9 protein-coding genes are annotated in these 14458 nt (G+C 72.7%); 6 read left to right on the top strand and 3 right to left on the bottom strand.

Going from position 1 to position 14458, the window contains the following annotated elements:
- Positions 1-539: 539 nt before the first annotated feature.
- On the bottom strand, positions 540-1610 hold the full coding sequence (locus IH26_RS0146535; RefSeq protein ID WP_030442736.1) for a winged helix DNA-binding domain-containing protein: 1071 nt from the start codon (positions 1608-1610) through the stop codon (positions 540-542).
- Positions 1611-1655: 45 nt separating this feature from the next.
- Positions 1656-3284 (bottom strand): glucose-6-phosphate isomerase, encoded by a 1629-nt coding sequence (gene pgi, locus IH26_RS0146540; protein WP_030442737.1) that lies wholly within the window; start codon positions 3282-3284, stop codon positions 1656-1658.
- A 148-nt stretch (positions 3285-3432) separates the two neighbouring features.
- Between pgi and IH26_RS0146545 the strand changes: the two genes are divergently transcribed.
- The 6 genes from IH26_RS0146545 (at position 3433) to IH26_RS0146570 (ending at position 12534) form a co-directional block, all read left to right on the top strand.
- Positions 3433-5361: a glycosyltransferase family 39 protein gene (locus IH26_RS0146545; protein WP_030442738.1), complete on the top strand. Its 1929-nt coding sequence runs from the start codon at positions 3433-3435 to the stop codon at positions 5359-5361.
- Positions 5362-5426: 65 nt separating this feature from the next.
- On the top strand, positions 5427-6659 hold the full coding sequence (locus IH26_RS0146550) for a benzoate/H(+) symporter BenE family transporter (protein WP_051809778.1): 1233 nt from the start codon (positions 5427-5429) through the stop codon (positions 6657-6659).
- 9 nt (positions 6660-6668) lie between these two features.
- Entirely contained in the window at positions 6669-8933 is a 2265-nt protein-coding gene (locus IH26_RS0146555) for an ATP-binding protein (protein WP_030442740.1), read from the top strand.
- Between the two features lie 85 nt (positions 8934-9018).
- Positions 9019-10473 carry an aldehyde dehydrogenase family protein gene (locus tag IH26_RS0146560; RefSeq protein WP_030442741.1) on the top strand — a complete coding sequence of 485 codons (1455 nt, stop codon included), beginning with the start codon at positions 9019-9021 and terminating at the stop codon, positions 10471-10473.
- 29 nt (positions 10474-10502) lie between these two features.
- Complete coding sequence (locus IH26_RS0146565) at positions 10503-11612, top strand: NAD(P)-dependent alcohol dehydrogenase (protein WP_030442742.1); 1110 nt, start codon at positions 10503-10505, stop codon at positions 11610-11612.
- A gap of 1 nt (position 11613) precedes the next feature.
- Entirely contained in the window at positions 11614-12534 is a 921-nt protein-coding gene (locus IH26_RS0146570) for an alpha/beta hydrolase (protein WP_030442743.1), read from the top strand.
- On the opposite strand, the gene IH26_RS64340 is transcribed toward IH26_RS0146570, so the two are convergent.
- The gene (locus IH26_RS64340; RefSeq protein WP_030442744.1) at positions 12495-14456 is read right to left on the bottom strand and encodes a DUF6596 domain-containing protein; all 1962 of its coding nucleotides are present in this window, start codon (positions 14454-14456) and stop codon (positions 12495-12497) included. The two genes, IH26_RS0146570 and IH26_RS64340, sit on opposite strands and share 40 nt — an antisense overlap.
- Positions 14457-14458: the final 2 nt, after the last annotated feature.

The following is a 14458-nucleotide window of genomic DNA, read 5'->3' on the forward strand; positions in this document are numbered from 1 at the left end:
AATGGTGAAACCGCGGGCCACGGCACACGAAAGACGGACGTCTCGATCAACCAGCTGGAAAGGTTCATTCCGTTCGCGACGTCGACGATGTCTGCGCCGTCCACCGGGCGGCCGGGCGCGATCAGCGTCTGTGCTGGTCCCGCAGAAGTCCAGCGGGTACTCGTACCGCATCCGAGCCGTCCCGTTCCCGTTCCCGTTCGAACGAGTAGGGCCAGTTCGGAATGAGCGTCATCCCGAAGCCGGTCAACCGGGCGAGAACGTGAGCCACGGCGCGTGGCGTAACGGATGCCCTGAGCCGCTGCGCCGAAGCGACGGGAACAGCGCGCCGGCCGGAGCGCATCCGGCGAGGGTTACGTGATCGGTGCGCGGGCTGCCTCGTCGAGCAGGGCCTGCAATCGGTCGCCGCCTGCCTGACCGGCGCCGACCCATGCCTGGACGTACTCGAGCTCGGTCGCGGCCGGCGTAAGCCTGCCGACCGCCATCACCGTTCCGCTGGTGAGCCGTCGCCTCGGCAAACCTTATCGGAGCCGCCGAAGGACCTACGCGATCTTGACGGTGAGCGGGACCCCGAGGAAGGCGGCAAACGGCTTCAGCGCTTTTTCGACGGCGGAAGGGGGCGCCGACGAAAGCGGCTGAACGGTGACCGTGACGCCCTTCGGCCCGAGGACGCGTTTCCAGGTGGCCACCACCCGGCCGTCCCGGACGAGGGTGGACTGGAACACGCCGTTGCCGCCCGGGATGATCGCGGCCAGGTCGTCCGGGGACGCCATCAGGGAGCGGTCCTTGTAGCCGAGCAGGTATTCGTCGAAGCCGGGCAAAGCGAGCCAGCCCTGGCAGGGCGACGCATCGTCGAGCAGGGCCGTTGACGCGATCATCTCGACGCCGTCGACGTCGATTGCCGACAGGGCGTCGCCGGCCTCGGCGATGCCGATCTTGCAGTCGCCCATGGGCAGGCCGGTCCAGCCGGCGAAGTCCTTGCGGGTTGCCGGGCCGTGGCTCTGGAAGTAGCGGAGCGCGATCAGGCCGAGCGCCTCCGGGCGGGACGGGCGGCGGGGTGCGGCGACCCAGTCGTCCAGCAGCACGAAGGTTTGTTCCTTGCCGACGTGGGGGGCGATGGCCGACACGCCGCGCTGGGAGGAATACCACAGCAGGTGGTAGCCGCGCTGGCCGGTCACGTCGATGCCGCCCTCGGTGAGGGTGGACAGGCACTCGGAGCGGGTGAGGCGGCGGCCGCCGGCCAGGGCGAAGCCGAGCAGATCGACGGCCCGCTCGGCGGTCTGCCGGTCGAGGCCGATCTGGGCGCGGCGTTTCTCGGCGCCGGCCAGCTGGCGCGAGCCCATCAGGTCGAGCATCCAGTGCGCGTCCGCCGACGGCACCAGGTGGACCGTGCCGCGCATCGGCCAGGTGCGCAGGACCTCGCGTTTCTCCAGCGCGGCGTTGACATCCTCCAGCGTCCAGCCGGGCAGGCGGGCGCCCAGCGACCACAGCACGCTGTTCACATCCTGCGCCTGCAGCGCTCCGAACCAGGAGACGATCTCCTCGACCGACCGCGCGGGGGCACGCAGGAGAAGGCTCGAAAGTCGTAGGCCCAGGGCCGTCCGCGAATCCATGCGACGACCCTAGGCCTCGGGTACGACAAAAACGTACGGCAAAGGCTAGCGGCCGCGGGCGGCCCGGTAGAGGCGGATCAGGTTGTTCGTCGACGAGTCGTCGTCCGGCACCGGGGCCGACGACGCGGTCAGCTTCGGCGCGAGCTGGTTGGCCATCACCTTGCCGAGCTCCACGCCCCACTGGTCGAAGGAGTTGATCTGCCAGCAGGTGCCCTCGGTGAACGTGATGTGCTCGTACAGCGCGATCAGCTGCCCGAGGATCGCCGGCGTCAGCTTGTCCGCGAGGATCGTGGTGGTCGGGTGGTTGCCCTGCATGACCCGGTGCGGCGCCACCGACGGCGACGAGCCCTCGGCGAGGACCTGGTCGAGCGTACGGCCGAAGGCGAGCGCGCCGGTCTGCGCGAAGAAGTTCGACATGAACAGGTCGTGCATGCCGCCGATGTCGTGGTTGGGCTGGGCGAAGCCGATGAAGTCCGCCGGGATCAGCTTGGTGCCCTGGTGGATGAGCTGGTAGAAGGCGTGCTGGCCGTTGGTGCCGGGCTCGCCCCAGTAGACCTCGCCGGTCTGGAAGCTCACCGGCGAGCCGTCCAGGCGGACCGACTTGCCGTTGCTCTCCATGGTCAGCTGCTGCAGGTAGGCGGCGAACCGGTGCAGGTACTGCGAGTACGGCAGGATCGCGTGCGACTGGGCGCCGAGGAACGTGTCGTACCAGACGTTGATCAGGCCGAGCAGGGCCGGCACGTTCGACTCCAGCGGCTCGGTGCGGAAGTGCTCGTCGACCGCGTGGTAGCCGCCCAGCATCTCGGCGAACTGCTCTTTGCCGATCGCCACCATCACCGACAGGCCGACGGCGCTGGGCAGCGAATACCGGCCGCCCACCCAGTCCCAGAAGCCGAACATGTTGGCGGTGTCGATGCCGAAGTCGGCAACCCGCTGCGCGTTCGTCGAGACCGCGACGAAGTGCTTGGCGACCGCCGCGTCGTCCTTCAGCGACGCGAGCAGCCAGTTGCGGGCCTCGGTCGCGTTGGTGAGGGTCTCCTGCGTACCGAAGGTCTTGGAAACGATGATGAACAGCGTCGACGCCGGGTCCAGGTCGTGGGTCTTCTGGTACAGGTCGGTCGGGTCGATGTTCGAGACGAAGCGGCACTCGATCTCGGGCGTCTTGTAGGCCTTGAGCGCCTCGTACGCCATCACCGGGCCGAGATCCGAACCGCCGATGCCGATGTTGACCACGGTCTTGATCCGCTGACCCGTGTGCCCGGTCCACTCGCCGGAGCGGACCTTGTCGCTGAACGCGCCCATCCGGTCCAGCACCTCGTGCACCTCGGCCACCACGTCCTGGCCGTCGACCACCAGTTTCGCCGTACGAGGGAGCCGCAGCGCGGTGTGCAGCACCGCGCGGTCCTCGGTCACGTTGATGTGCTCGCCGGCGAACATCGCCGCGGTCCGCTCGGGCAGGCGCGCCCGGGTGGCCAGGGCCAGCAGCGCGGTCATGACCTCGTCGGTCACCAGGTTCTTGCTGTAGTCCACGGTCAGGTCGGCGACCTTGACGGTCAGGCGCTCGCCGCGCCCGGGGTCGCTGCCGAACAGGTCGCGCAGGTGCACGGCCGAGAACTTCTCCGCATGCCCCTGCAGGGCCTGCCACTCGGCGCTGTCGGAAACGTGTTCGCTCATTGCCCCAGTCTCTCCCTCGAACCCGGACTCTCGTTCCCATCCTGGCACGAACCGGCGCGGGTCACCGCGCGACCAGCGCATAGCCTCATAGAGTTCACACAGGGCGGCCACAGACCGGCCGTAGGCGTTCCCCGCAGGGTTGTCACCCATGACGACCTTGATGGAACGCCCGCGGGTGGCTTCGCCGAGACACGAAGCACCGCCATCGCCGCCCCGCTCGCGGCGATGGCCGGTCCTGGTCCTCCTGGCCGCGACCGCGGCGCTCTATCTCTGGGATCTGAGCGCCTCCGGCTGGGGCAACAGCTTCTACGCCGCGGCCGCGCAGGCCGGCGCCAAGAGCTGGAAGGCGCTGCTCTTCGGCTCGCTGGACGCCGGCAACGCGATCACCGTGGACAAGCCGCCCGCCGCGATGTGGGTGATGGGCCTGTCCGCGCGGATCTTCGGGGTGAACAGCTGGTCGATCCTCGCCCCGCAGGCGCTGATCGGCGTGGCGAGCGTCTACCTGCTGTACCTGACCGTGAAGCGGTGGTTCGGCCAGAACACGGCGCTGCTGGCCGGCGCGGCCCTCGCGCTGACCCCGGTCGCCGTGCTGATGTTCCGCTTCGACAACCCGGACGCGCTGCTCGTGCTGCTGATGACGGCCGGCGCGTACACCACCACCCGGGCGGTCGAGAAGGCCTCCTGGAGGTGGCTGGCGCTGACCGGCGTGCTGCTCGGCTTCGGCTTCCTCACCAAGATGATGCAGGCGTTCCTGGTCCTGCCCGGCTTCGCCCTGATCTACCTGGTGGCCGCGCCGACCGGGCTGGGCAAGCGGATTCGCGACCTGCTGATCGCGGGGCTGGCGCTGATCGTCTCGGCGGGCTGGTACGTCGCGCTGGTGTCGCTGTGGCCCGCCTCGTCCCGGCCGTACATCGCCGGCTCCACCAACAACACGCTGTGGGAGCTGGCGCTCGGCTACAACGGCCTCGGCCGGATCTTCGGCGGTTCGGGCAACGGCGGGGGCGGGGGCGGCGGCAGCCAGAACACCGGCTTCGGCGGCGCCACCGGCATCGGCCGGCTCTTCGGCACCGCGATGGGCACCGAGATCTCCTGGCTGTTGCCGGCCGCGCTGATCGGCATGGTCGCCGTCCTGGCGATCACCTTCACCGCGCGGCGCACCGACCGGGCCCGCGCCGCGGTCCTGATGTGGGGCGGCTGGCTGCTGGTCACCGGCCTCACCTTCTCCTACATGAGCGGCACCATCCACCCCTACTACACCGTCGCGCTGGCCCCGGCGATCGCCGCGCTCGTCGCGATCGGTGGCCGGGTGCTCTGGCTCTACCGGTCCCGGTTCTGGGGACGCGCCGTGCTCGCCGCGATGGTCCTGGCGACCGCCGTCTGGGGCTCGGTGCTGATCGGCCGGGCGGACTGGCTGCCGGCGCTGCGCTGGGCTTCGCTGGCCCTCGGCGTACTCACCGCTCTGGTCTTGCTCGCACCCACCACCAGGCGGACGGGATTCGCGATGGTCGCCCTGGTCGCCGCCATCCTTTCGGCCGGCGCCTCCGGCGCCGCCTACGCGGCATCCACGGCCTCGGTGGCCCACAACGGTTCGATTCCTTCTTCCGGTCCGTCGGGCCAAGGTGGCACGGGCGGCGGTACGCCGGGGAACGGCGCCAACCGCATGGGCGGAAGCACCAGCGCGTCCTCGTCGACGCAGGGTGGGCCCGGCGGGATGGGTGGGCAGACCAGCAGCAGCGCGCTGACCGCCCTGCTCAAGGCCAGCACCACCAAGTGGTCCGCGGCGATCAGCGGCGCCACGTCGGCCGCCGAGCTCGAGCTCGACAGCGGCACCTCAGTGATCGCCCTCGGCGGCTGGAACGGCAGTGACCCGAGCCCCACCCTCGCCGAGTTCCAGGCGTACGTGAAGGCCGGCCAGATCCACTACTTCATCGCCGGCGGCGGCATGGGCGGCGGAGGCGGCGCGGGCGGCTCGTCCACCGACAGCTCGCAGATCGCCACCTGGGTGGCCGCCCACTACAAGTCCACGACGGTCGGCAACACCACCGTCTACGACCTGACGCAGGCCACCACCAGCTGATTGGCCTGCCTCCCGGAGCCCCGCGCCAGCCAGGCGCGGGGCTCCTTCCGTTAGCATCGCGGCACATGACCTGGTTGCGTTCGGCCTTCCCGCTCTCGGCCGTGACCGCCGGCCTGCTCGCCATGATCGTCGGCGTGACCAGCTCCGCCGCCATCGTGTTCGCCGCCGCCCACGCGGCCGGCGCCAGCGACGCCGAGCTCGGCTCCTGGATGCTCGCCCTGTTCACCGGCATGGGCGTCACCTGCATCGGCCTCTCGCTGCGCTACCGGGCCCCGATCGTCACCGCCTGGTCCACCCCGGGCGCCGCGCTGCTGGCCACCGGGCTGAACGGCTTCGGCATGCGCCAGGCGATCGGCGCGTTCCTCATCTCCGCCGCGCTGATCACCCTGGCCGGCGTGACCGGCTGGTTCGCCCGGGTGATGGACCGGGTCCCCGTCCCGCTGGCCTCGGCGCTGCTCGGCGGGGTCCTGGTCCAGTTCGGCATCGGCCTGTTCACCCAGATGCAGCACAGCCTGGCCCTGGTCCTCGCCATGTTCGGCACCTACCTGCTGTGCCGGCGCCTGCTCCCCCGCTACGCGGTGCTGGCCGCGCTGGCCGCCGGCGTCCTGGTGGCCGCGCTCGGCCACTCGCTGCACCTCGCCGGCGTGCACCTGGCCCTGGCGAAGCCGGTCTTCACGGTCCCGGCGTTCTCGGTGCCGGCCGCCTTCGGCGTCGCCCTCCCGCTCTTCGTCGTCACCATGGCGTCGCAGAACCTGCCCGGCGTGGCGGTGCTGCGCAACGACGGCTACGACCGGGTGCCGGTCTCCCCGCTGATCGCCTGGACCGGCGCCGCCAACCTGGTGCTGGCCCCGTTCGGCGCCTTCGGCCTCAACCTGGCCGCCATCACCGCCGCGATCTGCACCGGCCCGCAGGCCCACCCCGACCCGCGCAAGCGGTACGTCGCCGGCGTCTGGGCGGGCGTGTTCTACCTGGCCATCGGCCTGCTGGGCGCGACGGTCGGCTCGCTGCTGACCGCCCTGCCGAGCGCCCTGGTGCTGGGCATCGCGGGGATCGGGCTGCTCGGGACGATCGGCAGCTCGCTGACCTCGGCGCTGCTGACCGACCGCTGGCGCGAGGCGGCGGTGGTGACCTTCCTGGCCACGGCGTCGGGGCTGAAGCTGCTGGGCATCGGATCGGCCTTCTGGGGCCTGGTCGCGGGCCTGGTGACGGCCGTCGCCACGGGCGCGATCCGGTTCCGGAAATCCGCTCCGCCCGCCGCACCCGTGGCCGACCGGACAGACCCGAAAGCGGCCGTATGATCGCCTTCCATGACGTCCAGATCCGCCGGCGCGACCGAGCACGGTCTGGCGGTGCCGACCACCCGGTTCATCGGCCGCCGCACCGATCTGGAGAATGTCCGGCGGCGCCTCGCGGAGAGCCGCCTGGTGACGCTGACCGGGGTCGGCGGCGTCGGTAAGACCCGCCTGGCCGTCGAGCTGGCCCGGACGCTCGGGCGGGCGTTCCCCGACGGCGTACGGCTGATCGATCTCTCCGCGGTCGGCGAGGCCGGTCGGGTGGCGCAGGCGGCAGTCACCTCGCTCGCGGTGATCGACCGGTCCACCAGCACGCCGGAGAGCAAGCTGATCGGCCATCTCGCCGGCCGGCAGATGCTGCTGATCCTGGACAACTGCGAGCACGTCGCCGACGAGTGCTCGGCGCTGGTCGAGGAGATCCTCGAGCACACCGAGCAGGTGCGGGTGCTGGCGACCAGCCGCCGTACGCTCGGCGTCCGCGGGGAACACCTTTATCCGGTACGCCCCCTCGACGCCGTCGACGCCATGCACCTGCTGGTCGACCGGGCGCAGGCGACCCAGCCCGAGTTCGCGGTCACCGAGGAGAACCAGGCCGCCGCCGCGCGCCTTTGCGTCCGGCTCGACGGGTTGCCGCTGGCCATCGAGCTGGCCGGCACCCGGCTGCGCAGCCTCTCCCTCCAGGAGCTGGCCGAGCGCCTGGAGAACCGCTTCGACCTGCTCACCGGCCCGGGCACCCGGCCGCGGCAGCGCACCCTGCGCGCGGTCATGGACTGGAGCCATTCGCTGTGCTCGCCGCGGCAACGGCTGCTCTGGGCCCGGCTGTCGGTCTTCGCGGGCAACTTCGACCTGCGCGCGGCCGAGGCGGTGTGCGCCGGCGACGGCCTGCCCCGGGACGAGGTGCTGGAGGAGCTCGACCAGTTGGTCGCCCAGTCGGTGGTGGTCGCCGAGCCGGCCGGGAGCACGGTGCGGTTCCGGTTGCTGGAGACCATCCGGCAGTACGGCCGGGAACGGCTGGCCGAGATCGGCGAGCTGGACAAGCTGCGGGAGAGCCACCTCGACCACTACCTGGCGACGGCGCAGAAGGTGGCGGCCGGCTGGGCCACGCCCGGGCAGCGCGCGGGCCTGCTGCGGCTGCGCTCCGAGCACGCGAACCTGCGCGCCGCCCTGGACTACGCGCTGGCCGAGGCGACCGGCGGCCGTCGCGCCCTCGAGCTGGTGACCGCCCTGCGCCAGCTGTGGTACGCCGACGCCTACCTCGGCGAGGGGCGCGAGTGGCTGGACCGGGTCCTGGCGGCGCCGCCTTTCACCGAGACCCCCGAGGATCGGCGGGCGCGGGCGGACGCCCTGTGGGTCGCCGCGTGGGTGACCCTCCTGCAGGGCGACCACGCGCGGGCCGCCGCCCGGATCGAGGAGTGCGAGTCGCTGGCGGAGAAGCCGGGGCCGGACCGGGCCGCCGGGTACGCGAGCGCCCTGCGCGGCACCTCGCTGCTGTTCCGCAACCTTCTCCCGCAGGCGCAGGCCGCGTACGAACAGGCCGCCGAGGTCTTCCGGGCGATCGGCGACACCGAGGGCCTGCTGTGGACCCTCTTCCAGCTGGCCATCACCGCGTCGCACCAGGGCGACAGTGCCCGGGCGGAACGGATCTGCCGGGAGTCGATCGGGCTGAGCGAGGCGACCGGGGAGCGGTTGTGCCGCTCGTACGCGCTGTGGGTGCTGGCGTTCGACACCTGGCGGCGCGGCGACGCCCGGCGCGCCGAGCAGATCGTGGGCGAGGCCCTGGCCGGGCACCGGGACTTCCACGACGCCGTCGGGGTCGCCCTGCTGATCGAGCTGGCGGCCTGGATCGCGGACACCCGCGGCGAGCCCACCAGGTCGGCCCGGTTCCTGTCGGTGGCCGACGCGGTGTGGGAGTCGATCGGCACCCGCCTGACCGCGTTCGGGCCGCCGCTGCAGGAGCACCGGCTGGCGTGCGAGGCCTCGTTGCGGTCCCGGCTCGATCCGGCGGCCCGCAAGCCGGTTCGCTTCACCAGCGTCCACGACGCGATCGACGCGGTCCTGCACCCGGATCCCGAACCGTCGACGGCCAAGAGCAAGGACGTGCTGACCGGCCGGGAACGGCAGATCGCCCAGCTGCTCGCCGACGGGCTCAGCAACCGGGAGATCGCGGCCAAGCTGGTGATCTCGCCCCGCACGGTCGACGGCCACGTCGAGCGGATCCTGGCCAAGCTCGGCTTCACCTCCCGTACCCAAGTCGCCGTGTGGGTGGCCCGGAACGGGTAGTCGATGGGGTGAAACCACCCTCCCCCGCCTTGTTACGAACATGTGACGCTCGCCACCCGTCACATTTCGACAAGGAGGCCAGCGGATGACCATCACCCGCTCCGTGCCGCTACCTCAAGGGCTCCTGCACATCGGCGGAAAGTTGCTGCCGGCCGCCGACGGGCGCACGGCGCCGATCCTGGATCCGGCCACCGGGGTGGAGCTCACCCAGGTCGCGGTCGCCGGGCCGGAGGACGTCGACCGCGCGGTCGGCGCCGCCCGCGAAGCGTTCGACAACGGCCCCTGGTCCCGGATGACGCCCCGCGAACGCGGCCGGGTGCTGTGGCGGGTCGCCGACCTGCTGCGGGCCCGGGCGACCGAATTCGCCCGGCTGGAGTCGCTCGACGTCGGCAAGCCGCTGATGTTCACCACCACCGTCGACATCCCGACCGTGATCGACACCTTCGAGTACTACGCCGGCCTGGTCGCCGGGCTGGAGGGCGCCACCCGGGCCACCGCGGCGCCGTCGTTCGCCTACACCCGGCGGGAGCCGATCGGCGTCGTCGCCGCGATCACCCCGTTCAACTTCCCGGCCATCCTGTCGGCGACCAAGCTCGCGCCGGCGCTCGCGGCGGGCAACACCGTCGTGCACAAGCCCGCGCCGGAGACCCCGCTGAGCGCGCTGCTCTTCGCCGAGCTGCTGGCCGAGGCGGGCGTGCCCGAGGGCGGCTACAACCTGATCACCGGGGACGGGCCGACGGGCGCGGCGCTGGTCGCCCACCCGGGCGTCGACAAGATCGCGTTCACCGGCTCCTCGGCGGTCGGCGCCCAGGTCGCCGCCCAGGCCTCGGCGAGCCTGAAGCAGGTCACGGTGGAGCTCGGCGGCAAGGGCGCGAACATCATCTTCGCCGACGCCGACCTGGGCGCCGCGATCGAGACCGCCGTCGGGGCGTTCGTCTTCAACACCGGCCAATTCTGCATGTCCGGCAGCCGGGTGCTGGTGGAGCGGCCGGTCTACCAGGCCGTGGTCGACGCGCTCGGCGGCGCCGCGACCCACGTGCCGGTCGGCGACCCGTTCAGCGAGGGCGTCGTGGTCGGCCCGATGGCCGGCCCGAACCACCTCGCGAAGGTCGTCTCGTACCTGGACCAGGCGGCGTCCTCCGACGCCCAGCTGGTCGGCGGGCAGCGCCCGGACGGCCCCGGCTTCTTCATCGGGCCGGCCGTGCTGTCGCACGTGGCGCAGGACTCGCCGCTCATCCAGGAGGAGGTCTTCGGCCCGGTCGTGACGGTGCAGCCGTTCGACACCGAGGACGAGGCCATCCGGATGGCCAACGGCACCCGGTACGGGCTGTCGGCCGGGCTGCAGACCAAGGACGTGACCCGGGCGCATCGGGTCGCCGGGGCGCTGAACGCCGGGATCGTCTGGGTCAACGGCTGGGCGCTGCTCGACCCGGCGATGCCCTTCGGCGGGGTCGGCGCCTCCGGCTACGGGCGGGAGAACGGGCCCGAGGGGCTGGACGGATACCTGCGTACGAAATCGGTCGTCATCAACCTGGCGTGACGCTCCCTCCCGCGGAAAGGACTCCAGCAATGATCAAGACGAAGGCGGCCGTGGTCGAGGGACCCGGCGCCCCGTTCACCGTCGAGGAGGTCGAGCTCGCCGACCTCCGCCCGGACGAGGTCCTGGTACGGATCGTCGCGGCCGGACTGTGTCACACCGATCTCGGCGTCCAGGCCGGCGGCATCCCGTTCGCGCTGCCCGGCGTCCTCGGTCACGAGGGCGCCGGGGTGGTCGTCGAGACCGGCGCCGCGGTCACCCGGGTCGCGCCCGGCGACCAGGTGCTGCTCAGCTTCACCTCGTGCGGGACCTGCCGCTCCTGCCGGGGCGGGCACCCCGCCTACTGCGACACCTGGGTGCCGCAGAACCTCATCATCGGCCGGCGCTCCGACGGCGAGCCGACCATCACCCGCGCCGGGGAGCCGATCGGCGGCCGGTTCTTCGGCCAGTCGTCGTTCGCCGGCCACGCCATCGCCGACGAGCGCAGCCTGGTGAAGGTTCCGGCCGACGCGCCGCTGGACGTGCTCGCCCCGCTCGGCTGCGGGGTGCAGACCGGCTTCGGCACGGTGTGGAACGTGCTCGCGCCGGAGCCCGGCAGCACGCTGGCCGTGTTCGGGGCGGGCGCGGTGGGGCTGGCCGCGGTCATGGCGGCGGCCGGCCTGCCGCTGGGCGCGGTGGTCGCCGTCGACCGGGTCACCGAGCGGCTCGAGCTGGCCCGCGAGCTCGGGGCCACGCACACGATCGACACCCGGGCCGAGGACGCGGCCGCGGTGATCGCCGAGGCGACGCAGGGGCGGGGGCTCGACTACGCGATCGACACCACCGCGGTGCCCGCCGTGGTGCGTACCGCGGTGGACGCGCTGGGCGTGCGCGGCACCTGCGCGATCGTCGGCGCCCCGCCGGCCGGCACCGAGGTCTCCTTCGAGGTGCAGAGCCTGCTGCCGGGCAAGCGGATCGTCGGCGTCACCCTCGGCGACGGCGAGCCCGAGACGCTGATCCCGCAGCTGGTGGAGCTGCACCGGGCCGGCCGGCTGCCGCTGGAGAAGCTCGTCCGGCACTACTCGTTGTCCGAACTCGACGCGGCCGCGAAGGACATGCACAGCGGCCAGACCGTCAAACCAGTGATCAGGATGGACGTCTGAGATGCCGATCGACGAAGCGACCGCGGGCTTCCTCGCCGCGATGGCCCAGGCCGGACCGCCGGTGCACGAGCTCGACGCGCCGACGGCGCGGGCGGTCACCGGGGCGCTGAAGCCCATGTACGGGGAAGGACCGGAACCGGATTCCGTCGAGGACGTGAAACTCGCCGTGGCCGGCGGCACCATCGAGCTCCGGGTGCTGCGGCCGCTCGCGCCCCGCGGTGTGCTGCTCTACCTGCACGGCGGCGGCTGGGTGATCGGGTCGATCGACGAGTACGACACCCTCGGGCGGATCCTGGCCGACCAGACCGGCATGACCACCGTGCTGGTCGGCTACCGCAAGGCCCCCGAGCACCCGTACCCGACCGCGGTCGAGGACGCCTGGGCGGCGCTCGACTGGGCCGACCGGCACCGCGCCGAGCTGGCCGCGGAGGACGCGCCGCTGGTGATCGCGGGCGACAGCGCCGGCGGCAACCTCGCGGCGGTCTGCGCCCTGCGGGCCCGCGACGCCGGCGGGCCGCGGATCGACGCCCAGGTGCTGGTTTATCCGGCGACGCGGCTGGACGGGGACTTCCCGTCGTACCACGAACCGGAGAACCAGCTGCTGCTCAGTGCGGAGAGCATGCGGTGGTTCCTCGACCACTACATCCCGGTGGAGCGGCGGGGCGAGCGGGACGCCTCGCCGGGCGGCGCCGAATCGCTGGCCGGGCTGCCGCCGGCGGTGGTGCTGACCGCGGAGTTCGACCCGCTGCGCGACGAGGGCGAGGAGTTCGCGGCGCGCCTCGAGGCGGCCGGCGTGCCGGTGCAGTCACGCCGGTTCGAGCGGCAGATGCACGCCTTCTTCCAGATGGTCAACATCCTGCCGGGCAGCGCCGAGGGCGTCGACTACCTGGTGGAGAGCCTGGACCGGCTGTTCCCCCGCTGACGGAGGCTGCTCAGCGTACGGCCGGTGGCTTGCTTGCAGAGGTACTCGGCCCGCTCGTAGGAGAGACGCGCCCGGCCGGTGTGCGGGCACCGGTCGGCCGTCCCGGAGGGGGGCGGCCGCCGATCGGTCAGGAAGAGCGGGCCCGAGGTGCGTCCGGCGACCAGTTCGGGCAGCAGGCGGGCGGTTCCGGAGCGCCAGGTGACCCAGCGGTCGCCGGAGCGGGCGCGGCGGTCCTCGAGGTCGAGGTCTTCGACGTTGAGGGCGAGCACCGCGGTCACCGGCGCCGAGGATTCGTGGAGCAGGCGCCACAGGGTGCGCTCGCGCAACGAGGCGGCGGGTGACTCGGGGAGCTCGGGTGGGGTCGCCGGCGGGGGCTGGGCCGTCTCGGGGCGGCGGTCCAGGGCCTCGGCCAGGGCGGGCAGGGAGGACCAGGCCGCGAACGAGCGGACGGTGGCCCGGTGCCGGTTCCAGGTCTTGGCGGCGGCACTCCCCCACGCGGTCGTAAAGACGGTGGCCACGCGATCGGGGGTGAGCTCGGCCACGGGCAGGCTGTCGCCGAGGGCTCGCCGTAGCCGGGTGAGGGTCTGCCCATAGGACCGCACGGTGGCCCGGTCCAGGTCGTCCCGGCTGAGGAACGCGGCGGCGGCCGTCCCGAGAGTCGCCGGCGCGGCGCCGGGCGTCGACTCGGCCGCCCAGCGGCTCTCGGCCGCCCGGCGGCTCTCGGCGGCCCGGCGCCGGAGGAACTCCCGCTCGGCGTGGTTGCGGGTGAGCACGGCGGCCCGCTCGAACTCGCGGCGTGCCTCCTCGTGCCGGGACAGGCGGGACAGCAGGTCGCCGCGGACGGCCGGCAGCAGGTGGTAGTCGCGCAGGGCCGGGTCGGTCAGCAGCGCGTCGGCCTCGGCGAGACCGGCCGCCGGGCCCCGCGCGAAGCCGATCGCCACGGCCCGGTTCAGCCGTACGACCGCGGTCGGCAGCAACCGCACCAGCGCGTCGTACAGCGTCGCGATCCGGGCCCAGTCGGTGTCCGCGGCGGTCCGGGCCTGGGCGTGGCAGACCGCGATCGCCGCCTGCACCACGTACGGGCCGGGCGGGGCACCCAACGCCCGGGCCCGCAGCATCGCCGCGAAGCCGCGCTTGATGAGCAGCTGGTCCCAGCGGCCCCGGTTCTGCTCGTGCAGCGGGATCAGCTCGCCGGACGGGCCGGTGCGGGCCGCCGACCGGGACGCCTGCAACTCCATCAGGGCGACCAGGCCGTGCGCCTCGGCCTCGTCGGGCGCGAGGGTGGCCAGCATCCGGCCCAGCCGCAGCGCCTCGCGGCACAGGTCGGCGCGGATCAGGTCCTGGCCCTCGGTCGCCGAGTAGCCCTCGTTGAAGACCAGGTAGAGGACTTCGAGCACGGAGGCGAGCCGGCCGGGCAGCGCCGCGCCGGGCGGCTGGGCGAAGCCGACGCCCTCCTCGGCGAGGGTCTGCTTGGCGGCGGCTATCCGGCGCACCACCTGCGGCTCGTCCTGCAGGAACGCGCGGGCGATCTCGGCTGCGCTCAGCCCGGCGACCAGGCGGAGGGTGAGGGCGACCCGGGCGTCTCGCGGCAGGGCCGGGTGGCAGCAGACGAAGATCAGGCGCAGGACGTCGTCCTGCGCCTGGGCCGGCTGCTCGGCGTACGCAATCTCGGTGTTGATCTCGGTTGTGCGGGACGAGCGGCGGAGGTGGTCGATCGCCCGGCGCCGGGCGACGGTGGTCAGCCAGGCGCCGGGATTGTCGGGGATGCCCGCCGTGGGCCACTGCTCGAGGGCGGCGACCAAAGCGTCCTGGGCGAGTTCCTCGGCGAGGCCGACGTCGTGGACGAGCCGGGCCAGCCCGCCGACGATCCGCGCCGACTCGAGTTTCCAGACGGCGTCGATCGTGCGGCGGACCTCGGGCATCG

Source organism: Actinoplanes subtropicus (assembly GCF_000721705.1).
Lineage (GTDB): Bacteria > Actinomycetota > Actinomycetes > Mycobacteriales > Micromonosporaceae > Actinoplanes > Actinoplanes subtropicus.

What these genes read in the sequence shown, in the direction of transcription:
- IH26_RS0146555 (WP_030442740.1), top strand. Translation starts at nt 6,669, where the DNA reads ATGACGTCCAGATCCGCCGGCGCGACCGAGCACGGTCTGGCGGTGCCG.
- IH26_RS0146560 (WP_030442741.1), top strand. Translation starts at nt 9,019, where the DNA reads ATGACCATCACCCGCTCCGTGCCGCTACCTCAAGGGCTCCTGCACATC.
- IH26_RS0146550 (WP_051809778.1), top strand. Translation starts at nt 5,427, where the DNA reads ATGACCTGGTTGCGTTCGGCCTTCCCGCTCTCGGCCGTGACCGCCGGC.
- pgi (WP_030442737.1), bottom strand. Translation starts at nt 3,284, where the DNA reads ATGAGCGAACACGTTTCCGACAGCGCCGAGTGGCAGGCCCTGCAGGGG.
- IH26_RS64340 (WP_030442744.1), bottom strand. Translation starts at nt 14,456, where the DNA reads ATGCCCGAGGTCCGCCGCACGATCGACGCCGTCTGGAAACTCGAGTCG.
- IH26_RS0146570 (WP_030442743.1), top strand. Translation starts at nt 11,614, where the DNA reads ATGCCGATCGACGAAGCGACCGCGGGCTTCCTCGCCGCGATGGCCCAG.
- IH26_RS0146545 (WP_030442738.1), top strand. Translation starts at nt 3,433, where the DNA reads ATGACGACCTTGATGGAACGCCCGCGGGTGGCTTCGCCGAGACACGAA.
- IH26_RS0146565 (WP_030442742.1), top strand. Translation starts at nt 10,503, where the DNA reads ATGATCAAGACGAAGGCGGCCGTGGTCGAGGGACCCGGCGCCCCGTTC.
- IH26_RS0146535 (WP_030442736.1), bottom strand. Translation starts at nt 1,610, where the DNA reads ATGGATTCGCGGACGGCCCTGGGCCTACGACTTTCGAGCCTTCTCCTG.